This window comes from Rahnella sp. R3(2024), assembly GCF_042920125.1.
GTDB classification, from domain to species: Bacteria; Pseudomonadota; Gammaproteobacteria; order Enterobacterales; family Enterobacteriaceae; genus Rahnella; species Rahnella rivi.
Genome location: NZ_JBHGBU010000001.1, coordinates 3,966,894 through 3,978,783, shown reverse-complemented (window position 1 = coordinate 3,978,783; position 11,890 = coordinate 3,966,894). Strand labels below are relative to the sequence as shown.

At 52.9% G+C, this 11,890-nt stretch carries 13 protein-coding genes; 5 read left to right on the top strand and 8 right to left on the bottom strand.

What is annotated here, in order from left to right; all coding sequences use genetic code 11:
• Nucleotides 1-91: 91 nt before the first annotated feature.
• Complete coding sequence (gstA, locus tag ABSH60_RS18150; RefSeq protein WP_390975143.1) at nucleotides 92-697, top strand: glutathione transferase GstA; 606 nt, start codon at nucleotides 92-94, stop codon at nucleotides 695-697.
• A gap of 102 nt (nucleotides 698-799) precedes the next feature.
• Here gstA and pdxY read toward each other — a convergent pair whose 3' ends face one another.
• The 5 genes from pdxY to anmK all read right to left on the bottom strand — a co-directional run bounded on the left by pdxY (nucleotide 800) and on the right by anmK (nucleotide 5,471).
• Nucleotides 800-1,660: a pyridoxal kinase PdxY gene (gene pdxY, locus ABSH60_RS18145; RefSeq protein WP_390975141.1), complete on the bottom strand. Its 861-nt coding sequence runs from the start codon at nucleotides 1,658-1,660 to the stop codon at nucleotides 800-802.
• 103 nt (nucleotides 1,661-1,763) lie between these two features.
• Entirely contained in the window at nucleotides 1,764-3,038 is a 1,275-nt protein-coding gene (gene tyrS / locus ABSH60_RS18140; RefSeq protein WP_056773644.1) for a tyrosine--tRNA ligase, read from the bottom strand.
• Nucleotides 3,039-3,187: 149 nt separating this feature from the next.
• Nucleotides 3,188-3,853: a pyridoxamine 5'-phosphate oxidase gene (gene pdxH, locus ABSH60_RS18135; RefSeq protein ID WP_056773638.1), complete on the bottom strand. Its 666-nt coding sequence runs from the start codon at nucleotides 3,851-3,853 to the stop codon at nucleotides 3,188-3,190.
• A 102-nt stretch (nucleotides 3,854-3,955) separates the two neighbouring features.
• On the bottom strand, nucleotides 3,956-4,267 hold the full coding sequence (locus tag ABSH60_RS18130) for an MliC family protein (RefSeq protein WP_122095581.1): 312 nt from the start codon (nucleotides 4,265-4,267) through the stop codon (nucleotides 3,956-3,958).
• Nucleotides 4,268-4,352: 85 nt separating this feature from the next.
• Nucleotides 4,353-5,471: an anhydro-N-acetylmuramic acid kinase gene (gene anmK / locus ABSH60_RS18125; RefSeq protein WP_390975809.1), complete on the bottom strand. Its 1,119-nt coding sequence runs from the start codon at nucleotides 5,469-5,471 to the stop codon at nucleotides 4,353-4,355.
• A gap of 396 nt (nucleotides 5,472-5,867) precedes the next feature.
• Here anmK and ABSH60_RS18120 point away from each other — a divergent pair, with 396 nt between their 5' ends.
• Entirely contained in the window at nucleotides 5,868-6,338 is a 471-nt protein-coding gene (locus ABSH60_RS18120) for a glycine zipper 2TM domain-containing protein (RefSeq protein WP_056773629.1), read from the top strand.
• A 126-nt stretch (nucleotides 6,339-6,464) separates the two neighbouring features.
• On the opposite strand, the gene slyA is transcribed toward ABSH60_RS18120, so the two are convergent.
• Nucleotides 6,465-6,899: a transcriptional regulator SlyA gene (gene slyA, locus ABSH60_RS18115; protein WP_056773626.1), complete on the bottom strand. Its 435-nt coding sequence runs from the start codon at nucleotides 6,897-6,899 to the stop codon at nucleotides 6,465-6,467.
• 194 nt (nucleotides 6,900-7,093) lie between these two features.
• On the opposite strand from slyA, the gene ABSH60_RS18110 reads away from it, so the two are divergent.
• The 3 genes from ABSH60_RS18110 to ABSH60_RS18100 are packed head-to-tail and all read left to right on the top strand — an operon-like array spanning nucleotide 7,094 to nucleotide 10,239.
• A complete protein-coding gene (locus tag ABSH60_RS18110; protein WP_056773732.1) occupies nucleotides 7,094-7,318 on the top strand; it encodes a DUF1656 domain-containing protein in 225 nt (74 codons plus the stop codon).
• Nucleotides 7,319-7,320: 2 nt separating this feature from the next.
• Complete coding sequence (locus ABSH60_RS18105) at nucleotides 7,321-8,178, top strand: HlyD family secretion protein (RefSeq protein ID WP_056773621.1); 858 nt, start codon at nucleotides 7,321-7,323, stop codon at nucleotides 8,176-8,178.
• Between the two features lie 9 nt (nucleotides 8,179-8,187).
• Nucleotides 8,188-10,239, top strand: coding sequence for an FUSC family protein (locus tag ABSH60_RS18100; protein WP_390975136.1), 2,052 nt, complete (start codon nucleotides 8,188-8,190; stop codon nucleotides 10,237-10,239).
• 18 nt (nucleotides 10,240-10,257) lie between these two features.
• Here ABSH60_RS18100 and ABSH60_RS18095 read toward each other — a convergent pair whose 3' ends face one another.
• Nucleotides 10,258-11,154: an aldo/keto reductase gene (locus tag ABSH60_RS18095; protein ID WP_390975133.1), complete on the bottom strand. Its 897-nt coding sequence runs from the start codon at nucleotides 11,152-11,154 to the stop codon at nucleotides 10,258-10,260.
• Between the two features lie 117 nt (nucleotides 11,155-11,271).
• Nucleotides 11,272-11,511 carry a DUF1289 domain-containing protein gene (locus ABSH60_RS18090; protein WP_056773615.1) on the bottom strand — a complete coding sequence of 80 codons (240 nt, stop codon included), beginning with the start codon at nucleotides 11,509-11,511 and terminating at the stop codon, nucleotides 11,272-11,274.
• Nucleotides 11,512-11,890: the final 379 nt, after the last annotated feature.

The following is an 11,890-nucleotide window of genomic DNA, read 5'->3' as shown; positions in this document are numbered from 1 at the left end:
TAGGATAGAAGCAGCGTGTCTATGCCCTGTCGCTGCCCATGCACCACAGCATTGCCAGGGTTGGCCTGAGTCCTCATCAGATGGAGTAACTATGAAACTGTATTATAAGTCCGGCGCCTGTTCCCTTTCCCCGCACATTATTCTTCGCGAAGCCGATCTGGACTTCAGTATCGAAAAGGTCGATCTGGCAACCAAGAAAACGGAAACCGGCGATGATTTTCTGGCGGTGAACCCGAAAGGACAGATCCCAACGCTGTTGCTTAATGATGGCACCATCCTGACCGAAGGCGTGGCGATCGTGCAGTACCTTGCTGACCAGAAGCCAGACCGCCAGCTGATGCCGGAACAGGGTACGCTGGCCCGTTATCATGCGCTGGAATGGCTGAACTACATAGCGACCGAGTTGCACAAAGGTTTCTCTCCGCTGTTCAATCCGAAAACGCCGGAAGACTTCAAAGCAGTCACCCGTGAAGCGCTGAGTAAGAAATTTGCTTACGTGAATGAGTCGCTGAAAAACAATCATTTCCTGCTGGGTGCCCGTTTCAGCGTCGCTGATGCCTACCTGTTTACCGTCATGGGCTGGGCAAAAGCACTGAAATTCGACCTGAGCGCACTGACCGAGCTGAACGCCTATCTCGACAGAGTGGCGGCGCGACCGGCCGTTGATGCTGCGCTGACCGCCGAAGGTCTGAAATAAGTTTTTTGTGATGTGAATTTTGTCGCGGTTACAGACGGCAAAAATAAAACGCCCCGGCTGAATCAGCACGGGGCGTTTTTACTGGCACAACTAAAGAGATAATTACAGCTTAACGGCCGGGAAATGATGTTCAGGTTTGACCATGTTGTCCTGCGCCGCCACGATTTGCAGTTCGTACTCGCCCATCGCGTGGGTCGCCAGCATCACTTCGTAAACCGCTGCGGTAACGTGCTCCAGGGCTTTATCCAGCGCTTCACCTTTCAGCAGATTGACCAGCAATAATCCGCTGGTCAGGTCACCGACGCCGACCGGCTGACGTACGCCGAAATCGACCAGCGGGCGGTCGATATGCCAGGCTTCGTTTGCGGTAACCAGCAACATTTCAAAGCGGTCACTGTGATACCCCGCCCGGCTCAGGTGTTTCACCAGCACAATTTTAGGGCCTTTGGCGATAAGCTCACGCGCTGTCACAACGGCTTCTTCAACACTCGCCACCGCATGGCCGCCGAGTAATTCCAGCTCCAGCAAGTTTGGCGCGATGATATCGCAGTTAACCAGCGCCTGATTACAATGGAACTCCGCCACACCCGGCGCCACGATACAGCCTTTTTCAGGATGCCCCATGACCGGGTCGCAGAAATACCAGGCATCAGGATTCGCTGCTTTCACCAGACGGACAATCTCCAGAATGCTCTGGCCCTGCTCAGGCGAACCGATGTACCCGCTCAGTACCGCATCACAATCTTTCAGACGATCGATTTCCGCAATGCCCTGAGCGATGTCTGTCAGGTGCGTTGCAGGCATCACACAACCGGTCCAGTGCCCGTATTGCGTATGGTTAGAAAACTGAACGGTATTAAGAGGCCAGACATTCGCCCCCATGCGGCGCATAGGAAATTCTGCCGCGCTGTTACCGGCGTGACCAAAAACGGTGTGTGACTGGATAGAAAGAATGCTTTTCATGAGGAATTTCCGATAGCAACGTCATCGGGAGATGGCGGTATTACTGAGTTCACAGGACAAAAACGAGGGGCTGTAACGCCCCTCGTGATGCCGGTCGTAACGCTTACGCCCAGAGCAGCAGGGTGTAGTTCTTTTTACCGCGACGCAGCAAGGTATAACGACCAAACAGGCGATCACTGTCAGTAAAGTTGTATTCAGTGTCAGTCTGTTTTTCGCCGTTAATGGAAACTGCGTTTGAGGAAATCATGGTACGCGCCTGGCCTTTTGACGGGGCCATACCGGCAATCACCAGCGCCTGTTGCAGATCGGTATCGCGTGGCACTTCAAACAGCTCGAGGCCATCCTGCGCCAGCTGGCCGAAATCGACTTCGGTCATTTCGCTCAGGGAACCTGAGAACAGGCTCTGGGTGATACGTTTGGCTGCAGCCAGACCTTCGGCGCCATGCACCATGCCGGTGACTTCTTCCGCCAGCACGTATTGCGCGCGCGGTGCTTTGCCGCTGTTTTTATCTTCTTCTTCCAGCGCATTGATCTCTTCAATGCTCATGAAGGTGAAGAACTTCAGGAAGCGATAAACGTCTGCATCGGCGGTGTTGATCCAGAACTGGTAGAATTTGTACGGGCTGGTTTTCTTCGGATCCAGCCAGACTGCGCCGCCCTCGGTTTTACCGAATTTGGTACCGTCAGATTTGGTGATTAACGGAACGGTCAGGCCGAACACTTGTTTCTGATGCAGACGACGCGTCAGATCGATACCTGACGTAATGTTGCCCCACTGATCGGAGCCGCCAATTTGCAGTTCCACCTTGTGCAGGTCGTACAGTGAAGAGAAATCGTAACCCTGCAACAGGTTGTAAGAGAATTCGGTGAAGGAGATGCCGCTGTCATCGCGGTTCAGACGCTGTTTCACCGCTTCTTTGTTGATCATCTGGTTAACAGAGAAATGCTTACCGATATCACGCAGGAAAGTCAGCACGTTCATGCCGCCAAACCAGTCGTAGTTGTTTGCCGTAATGGCGCTGTTTTCACCGCAGTTGAAATCCAGGAACGGAGAAACCTGATGACGGATTTTCTCAACCCATTCGTTTACCGTTTCGTTGGTATTCAGCTTACGTTCGGTGGCTTTGAAGCTTGGGTCGCCGATAAGGCCGGTCGCGCCGCCCACCAGTGCAACAGGCTTATGCCCGTTAAGCTGGAAACGCTTCAGGCAAAGCAATGGCACCAGATGCCCCAAATGCAAGCTGTCTGCGGTAGGATCGAAACCGCAATAGAGTGCAATTGGCCCTTGCGCCAGTCGCTCTGCTAACGCTTCTTCATCCGTCACCTGGGCAACGAGGCCCCGCTCTTGCAATTGTTTAATCAGGTTGCTGCTCGCCATCAAAGACTCCATTTATTAAGTACTGAACCTGTGCAGATTCATGTCCGGCATCATGCCGCGCATGTGCCTTTTCTCTCACCATTAAGGGGAACGCCATAGAATAAAGCGCTCGTCGCCCGAGCGCTAGGGAATCGCGTGTTTTTTCGTGGTTAAGGGGCGAGGCGGTCTATTTTCCAGCCAGTTTGGCTTTCGGCGGTGTCACGCTGATAAATGAACCGATCGTGCAGACGGTGTTCGCCGCCCTGCCAGAACTCCATCGAATCCACTTTCACGCGAAAACCGCCCCAGAAACTCGGCAACGGGACTTCGCCTTTGCTGAACTTCTGTTTCAGTTCGAGGAATTTACTTTCCAGCACGCCGCGCGCCGAAATCCGGCTGGACTGCTGTGAAACCCACGCGCCGATCTGGCTGTCTTTCGGGCGGCTGGTGAAATACTTCATCACCTCGAGCGTGGAAAGCCGCTCAGCCTGACCGAGCACAATCACCTGACGGTCAAGCATATGCCACGGGAACAGCAGACTGATGCGGGAGTTGTTCGCCAGCTGTTGCGCTTTGCGGCTGCCCAGATTGGTGTAGAACACCAGCCCTTTTTCATCGTAATGCTTGAGTAACACGATCCGCTGGTAAGGCTGACCCTGTTCATCGACCGTCGCCACGACCATTGCTGTCGGATCTGCCAGTTTCGCGTCACACGCTTGTTTCAGCCAGTGCTCAAACAAAGGCAGCGGCTCAGCAGTCAGATCGGCGCGACGCAGCCCGCCGCGCGTGTATTCCCGGCGCGAGTCAGCAACATCAAATTCATTATTATCAGCCATATGGGTTCAATTGCATCTCAACAAAAGGTAATGGCATTGTGCACCCGCCGCGCCAGGATCTCAATGTTCCTGACGCGGCGGGTTGGGAAAGGCTAAGGGGGGTTATTTCTGCACGCAGTCATCAATGATGACGTTATCACCACGCTGTACGAAGGCCTGATTACCTTTCGACCAGAAGGTGTAACGGCTGTCGCTGTATTTAGTGCCGGAAGCGGATTCCACCTGTTTCAGTTTCAGTTGCTCACCGTCGAGCACCATGCTCACCTGCTGGGCAGGTTTATCAAGCGTGACGGTCAGCGGCAAGGTGCCGCACTGATAATGTAACTCCTGCGTCGGGCTCTCAGCCTGATGTTGAAACTGGCTACATCCGGCCAGCGTTAATCCTGCTAAAGCAGCGAAAATCGCCTTTTTCATTTTGTGCTCCCTGATTGTTTTTAGTCTCTCTCAGTTATGTACCACGCCCGCTGGCGCGGCACATTGAGATAAAACCGAGAACGCATCAGGATCGGGGGGAAACCACCGGATATATCGCACCGAGCACGGTTTCGCGGCTGGCGCCGGTCACGGAGGGCAGATTACCCGACTGACCGGATAACGTGCGGAACGCCAGCCAGGCAAACGCCAGCGCTTCCATGTCATCACCGCTGATGCCAAAGGCATCCGTGGTACACACTTCGGTGCCTGGCACCATGGCGGAGAGCCGTGCCATCAGCAACGGATTTCGGGCACCACCGCCACACACCATCAGGCGATCGCAGCCGCCGGTCAGTTGAACCTGTTCGGCAATACTGACGGCCGTCAGTTCGGTCAGCGTGGCCTGAACATCGACCGGAGAGATTTCGTGGCCGCGTGCCAGCTGTTTCTCCAGCCACGCCATGTTGAAGTATTCGCGCCCCGTGCTTTTCGGCGCTGGCTCGGCAAAATAGGGGTCCGAAAGCATCTGCTGCAGCAGCCGTAAATTCACCCGCCCCTGAGTCGCCCATTGCGCGTTTTTGTCGTAAGGCTGATGCTTGTGGCGCAAGATCCAGGCATCCATCAGCATGTTGCCGGGGCCGGTATCATAGCCACGGACCGGTTGTTCGGGCAGAAGCATTGAAAGGTTGGCGATGCCGCCGATATTAAGGATCATTCTCCGTTCGGCCGTATCGGCCAGCAATGCCTGATGGAATGCAGGGACCAGCGGCGCACCCTGCCCGCCCCACGCCATATCACGGCGGCGGAAATCCCCGACGGTCGTGATACCGGTCATGGCCGCAATGCGGTTGTTATCACCCAGTTGCATGGAAAATGTGGTGTCGCCTTTTGGCTGATGCCAGACCGTCTGGCCGTGGCAACCAATCGCCGTGACTTCCTCGGGTGAAATTCCTGCGCTTTTCAGTAAGCCCAACACCGCTTCCCCGAAGAGAATACCCAGCTGCGTGTCCAGTTCACCGACCTGTTGCAATGTCACCTGCTGACCCTGACACATTCCCAGCACGGCATTTTTCAGCGCGATGGGGATGGGATGCGAATAACTTGCCTGCTGCGCCACCATGCGTTCATCAATGGCCGCCAGCACCACATCCACGCCATCCAGACTGGTGCCGGACATCACGCCGATATAGCGACCCGACTTTATAGATAACATCCTTCACTCCTCACAAAAAAAGTGCCCGACAGGGTTTGACACAGAGTAGGCAGAATTGCGATGACAACACCATGAATTACTGAATTTTTATTACGCCTTGTGATGACTCCGTGTTTTTCATCCCACGTTTTCCTCTTTCAGAAATATCCACAATGTAAAAATCAACATTTAACTATGTTAACTGCAGGTGTTTTTGATTTAACACAAAGCTGTCTTAAACTTAAACCTGCGTTTATTATTAGTTGAGGCGAACTTCGGTATACTCGAAGACAGTTAAGTGAATATGGTATATGACAGCCTCGACAGTGATGTTGAACTGTGTATCGGTTTTTCTCTGTTGTTGTCTCTACCCTGAAAGATGTGCAGCAGCATATAAAGGAGCTATTTATGATTAAGCGTTTACTGGTCGTCGCACTTGCCGGCGTTTCCCTTGCTGGCTGCGTCAGCGATAATTCTCTGTCTGGCGATGTTTACTCCTCTTCGCAGGCCAAACAAATCCAGCAGGTCACCTACGGCACCATCGTTTCTACCCGTGCAGTACAGATTCAGGGTGGCGATGATTCCAATATTATCGGTGCGCTGGGCGGTGCCGTGTTAGGGGGTTTCCTGGGTAATACCGTCGGTGGTGGTACCGGTCGTAGTCTGGCAACCGCTGCGGGCGCAGTGGCAGGTGGCGTGGCGGGTCAGGGCGTTCAAAGCACCCTCAACCGTTCTAACGGTGTAGAGCTGCAAATCCGCCGTGATGACGGGTCAACGATTCAGGTTGTTCAGAAAGCCGGTGCGACTAAATTCAGCGTCGGACAACGTGTCAGCATGGCCAGCAGTGGCAGCACTATCACGGTTTCTCCGGGTGCCTGATAGTTTCTCAGTCTGTAAGACAGCCTGAAACCAAAAACCGAAGCCAAAGGCTTCGGTTTTTTTATGGGCAACCCTTAAAGAAAGAGTCAAAGCAACGCTGTGTGACGTGAACAGAACAAAAGTGATTTATGATTTGCTTTGCAATGCAGCAATATTTTTTTCCAGGCGAGACAACATCCCACCCAGTTGTTCAATTTCAGCAGCAGACATACCGGACAAAATTTCTTTGCGCGTTGAGTCAATCACCGTCTCCATTTCATGGATGATCGGCGCAGATTCTTCGGTGAGTTTGATGCGTTTGGCGCGGCGATCGCTGGCGCAGGTCTGCCGGGTGATCAACTTCTTTTCTTCGAGCTGATCCAGCGTGCGGACCAGAGAAGGCTGCTCGATACCGATGGCTTTCGCCAGCTGAATTTGTGACTGTTCCGGAGGTAACATATTGATATTGTGCAATGTTACCCAATGCGTTTGCGTGAGTTCTAACGGCTTTAGCCGATCGTCAATCAACGCACGCCAGGCACGAACTAATCGTGCTAGATCTGACCCCAGATTCGATTCCAATTACCCCCTCCTTATAATTAGCATGCTAAGATAACTCCCCAGAGTTTAGCTTAGTTTTAGGAACTTTAATCGAGAAATTACAATTCTATATATAATGGTAGGTACTGTTGCATCCGGAAGCGGCCACAATGCTTCCAAAGGTAAACTCGTTTATAACACAATCACCGGCAGAGATTAATATTGTGAATGCGCAAATGTTTCACGCAGGCTTCCCGCTCCCCGATTTGGTGGTCGGTGCCTCACTTTATTTCCCCCCGATGTTTAAAGCATTTTTACTGGGACTGGTTTTTTGGCTTTTGATCCATCGGGTGGTACGTGACTGGATTTATTCCGGCGAAGTCTGGCATCCGACGCTGATGGATTTATCCCTGTTTGTGATCTGTATTTGCGCCGCACTGTTGCTTATGGTGAACCTCTGAAAATGAAATTCAAAACCCTTAAATATTTCTCAACTGTGCTGGTTTTCGCGGTCGCAATATGTGCCGGATGGTGGATGTGGAATTACTACATGCAATCCCCGTGGACGCGGGATGGTAAGGTGCGGGCTGAAATTGTTGATATCACACCGGAAGTCTCCGGCCGGATCATTGACATCAATGTGCATGATAATCAGTTTGTTAAAAGTGGCGATCCGCTGTTCAGCCTGGATCCGGTCCCCTTTAAAATTGCCGTCGATAATGCCGAAGCGGCGCTGGCGAAAGCGGCAGCGGATTTAGCCAAAGCCAATCATGAAGCCGCGCGCCGTCGTGGTCTGGGCACCAACGTTATTTCTGCCGAGTCACTGGATGAGTCCAATATTAGCGCCAAAGCCATGCAGGCGGCTTATCAGGGGGCGCAGTCCTCATTAGAACAGGCCAAATGGAATTTGAGTAAAACCAATATTGTCGCGCCCACTGACGGTTATATAACCAATCTGCAAACCCGCAAAGGCAATTATGCCACCACCGGCACACCTCTGGTCGGCCTGGTGGATATTCATTCTTTCTATGTGCTGGGTTATTTCGAAGAAACCAAACTGAAAAATATCCGTGAAGGCGATCTGGCGGACATCACTTTATTTAACGGTAATATTCCTCTTAAAGGCCATGTGGAAAGTATTGGGCGGGCGATTTATGACCAGAGCCTGGACGCCTCTGACGACCTGCTGATGAACGTCAAACCAAATGTACCCTGGGTGCGTCTGGCGCAGCGTGTGCCCGTGCGCATTAAGCTCGACACGGTCCCCGCAAACACCATTCTGGTTGCAGGCACCACCTGCACCATTTCAATCCTTAATTAAGGCCATGCCGTGAATTTCTCCTGGCTGGAATGGAAGAATACCCCGTGGGGAAAAGCCACCGGCGGCCAATGGCGGTACGCCCTGCGCAACTCCATCGCCATGATACTGGCGCTGTATATCGCCTTTGAATTTCAGATGGATGAACCCTACTGGGCGTTAACTTCCGCAGCGGTAGTCAGCTTTCCCACCGTGGGCGGCGTGATCAGTAAAAGTATCGGCCGTATTATTGGCAGCCTGCTCGGTGCGATGGGGGCCGTCTTTATCGCCGGGCATTGTCTCAATGAACCCTGGCTTTTCACGCTGGCCATCGCCACCTGGCTTGGCCTGTGTACTTACATCTCCAACCATTATCAAAATAACGTCTCATACGCTTTCGCGCTGGCCGGTTACACGGCGGCAATCATTGCGTTTTCAACCGTCGACGTCACGGATCCTACCCAAATTTTTGACATCGCTCAGGCGCGAGTGGGTGAAGTGATCACCGGTATTTTATGCGGTGGTTTCATGATGATGGTGCTGCCCAGCACGTCGGACGGCGATGCCCTGCTTACCTCTCTGCGCAAAATGCACACCCAGTTACTGGAACATGCGCAACTGTTATGGAACGCAGAGATCAATGAGCAAATCCGAAGTTCTCACGAGGGGCTGATCGGTCAGATACTGACACTGAATCTGTTACGTATTCAGGCAGTCTGGAGCCATTACCGGCTACGTCGTCAAAACAATGTGCTTAATTATTTGCTGCATCAGCAACTGCGCATGACCAGTTTTATTTCCAGCCTGCGCCGCATGTTACTGAACTGGCCGCAGCCGCCCGAAAATCTTGCTCAAGTCCTGAGTATTTTGCTCGATGAACTGCGTAAACCCGACACCGACAAATACCGGCTTTCGCAGATCCTTCTGCTGATAAAACCTCAGGACACCGCCGATTTTCGCCATCAGGCGTTTTGGACGCGTTTGCGCGATTTCTGCTGGCTGTACGTGCGCAGCGAACGTTGGTTACGCCGCGTGGAGAACGCCAATGTGGCCGAAGCCGAAACCCTCCAGCCGCCAAAAATCACCCATCTGGCGCAGCATACGGATACCGTTGAAGCCGCTTATAACGGCCTGCGAACGTTCCTGTGCATTGTGATCGGTTGCGCGTTCTGGATGACGACGCAATGGGATTCCGGCGCCGGTGCCGTGGCGCTGACGGCGGTCAGCTGTGTGCTCTACTCCTCCACCGCGTCTCCCATCAGCAGCGTAACATTGCTGATCAAATCCCTGGGGTTACTGTTTATCGGCTGCTTTGTGCTTAAGTTCGGGCTGATGATTCAGATCGATAACTTCTGGGTGTTCTGCGCCTTTTTCCTGCCAATGCTGGTCACCATGCAAATGATGAAACTGCAATATAAACGCTATGCCGGGTTATGGGGGCAGATGATCGTATTTATGGGCTCGTTTCTTGCGGTGACTAACCCGCCGGATTATGACTATGGTGCGTTCATGAACGACGGCGTGGCAAAAATCGCGGGCGTAATGTTAGCCGGCATTGCGTTTCAGGTTCTGCGTCCAAGCTCTGATAAGCGCAAAAGCCGTCGCATAATCCGGGCACTGCGCCGGGATTTCATGGATCAACTTAGCCGCAAACCCTCCCTGAGCCATTTCCAGTTTGAATCACTGATTTATCACCGGATGAACCAGCTGAGTCAGAGTAAAGATCAGATTTCCCGCACATGGCTGTTGCGCTGGGGCGTGGTGCTGCTCAACTGCAGTCACATTGTCTGGCAGTTACGCGAATGGGAAACCCGCTCCGATCCGCTGTCAGCGGTGCGCGACGTCTGTATTCATTGTCTGAAAGGTGTGATGACTGAGCGCGGCGTCAGTCATGAAAATCTGGATGCGACCCTTGCGGAATTATTGCGCATGAGCAACTCGCTGGCACATCATCCTGAACCTGCGGCGCGTGAACTGGCGGGGGTAATCTGGCGGTTGTACTGCTCGCTGTCACAACTTCAACAGGCGATTTCGACGGAAGATGGCCCGGCGGATCCTGCGTTAATCACCACAAAACCCGCCTGACCATTCACCCGCAAAGGGTTACGGAACGTCGTAACCCAGCGCCGCTTTACGGATACGGAACCACTGCTGGCGGGTCATCTCCAGAGACAACGCTTTATACGCAGACTGCACGCGTTCAATTTTGCCGGAACCGATAATCGGCAACGGCTGCGACGGCAGACGCATGATCCAGGCATACACCACCTGTTCGATAGTGTCAGCGCCGGTTTCATTCGCCACGTTTTGCAGCTCATCGCGCAGTGGCTGGAACCCGGCTTCACTGAACAAACGTCCGCCTCCCAGGCATGACCAGGCCATCGGTTTGATGCGTAATTGCTGGCACTGATCCAGCGTTCCGTCGAGGATCGCAGGCTGATGGATCGGAGAGATTTCAACCTGATTGGTGACCAGCGAAAACGGCAGGCGTGACTGTAACAGGTTGAACTGTGCTGGCGTGAAGTTAGAGACGCCGAAGTGTTTTACTTTGCCGCTTTTGTGCAGTTGCGTGAACGCTTCTGCCACTTCGTCGGCATCCATCAGCGGGTCCGGGCGGTGGATCAACAGCAGATCCAGATAATCAGTGTGCAGATTGGTCAGGGATTTTTCCGCGCGTGCAATGATGTACTGCGCATCGGTAATGTAATGCCCGATTTTATTGTCAGGATCGGCAGTGGTGGCAATACCGCACTTACTGACCAGCTCCATTTGCTCACGCAGCGCCGGTTTTAAGCGCAGAGCCTCACCAAATGCCGCTTCACACTGATAACCTCCGTAAATGTCAGCATGATCGACGGTGGTAATGCCCAGTTCGATATGCTGTTGCATAAACGTCTGAATCTGCTGCGCTGTCATCTCCCATTCCATCAGACGCCAGTAACCACAAATCAGCGTTGAGAAAACCGGGCCTTGTGGCGATAAAGGGGTACGTGGATCCATGATCATCTCCTTATTTTTGATATTTTCGTCCAACAGAATACACAACGGCCATCGCGCTGTATTGATGCTGACAGGCAGAAACAGAAGGATGTGAAGCTAAGACGCCCGCTTTGATGATTAAAACAGCTCCGGCTGCTCCGGCTGAGGTTCATCGGGTGTTTTTCCGGCGCGCTGCTGACGCAACAACCGCTGCTGACATAAACGCAGCACATGGCGTTTTTCGGTGTCGGTCATTTTTATCCAGCCAAAGCGTTCATCGCGGCTGCGCAGGCAACCACGGCAATAGCCCCGTTCGTCGGCCTGGCAGATGCCACGGCACGGGCTGGGGATGTCAAAAAACTCGAGCTGCTGAGCCACAGGCCCTCCGCAAATAGTGCTGAACTTTTATTCAAGACGTTTTCCCGCCATCCCGCAAGGTGAATCACGTCATGCATTTCATTCTTCAAATTACTGCAACACTGATCTGCTACCGTCCGTTTAGCCATTTCACCTGTCGGAAATGGTCAGACTGTTTCGCCTGCCCTCATCAAGAAAACAGAAATTTGCCCTCACCTCAGCCGGCACCCGCCGGCTCTTTTTTATTCTTTTTCTGTTCCTGAACCCGCCATGCACACCCGGCAATGAGAGATATTTCGCGAAAAAGCACCGTGCGCGTAGTCACCGGCAAGGAAGATGGGATAAAAAAGACACCATTATTTAAGATCGTTTGACGTGATTGAGATCCCTTAACGTCTTA